Genomic DNA, 574 nt, shown 5'->3' with positions numbered 1-574 from the left:
ACATTCCCGCGGCGACTATATCCGTGAAGAATGGGGCAAAGCTCGGCGCTGGCGCTGGCGCTGGACTTTCAGTCATGGACCTTCTCCCTTTCGGAGCGGACAAACTCAGTGATGCGGTACCGGCTCGTGATCGAGCCGGCTCGCATAGGAAACCACCACCAGGCGACGACACGGCTGCCCCGGAAAGACAGCGCTCTTGTCTCCGAAGGACATCGCCGAGGCCACCACAGCTGGGCGGCCGATACACCGTCAGCGCTGGCGAGCGGGTTGAGATACCCGGCCGCCGGACTCGTTCGCGGACTGTCGACACCTTGCTGAAATGGAAGCCCCTCTGGCTGGCGACAGGTCGAACGTCGGTGATCCGAGGCCCCTTCCAGACAGTGGACTTCAGGTCCGCTGTCCACGGAACACCGGGAGCGCTCCAGTCGAAAGGCCTCGACACCATGGCCTGCCAGTCGTGCCGGGCCGTATGCTACGGCCAGCACACCGTACACAGGCGGTCGTTTCCCGCTACTGGTTGGTGTCAGGGCACGCCACTGAAGAGATCCTCTCCGGGGCTGTCCCGGTTGCTGTC

It is taken from the genome of Protofrankia sp. CiT1, assembly GCF_917627335.1.
Lineage (GTDB): Bacteria > Actinomycetota > Actinomycetes > Frankiales > Frankiaceae > Protofrankia.
This window is presented reverse-complemented; position numbering follows the sequence as displayed.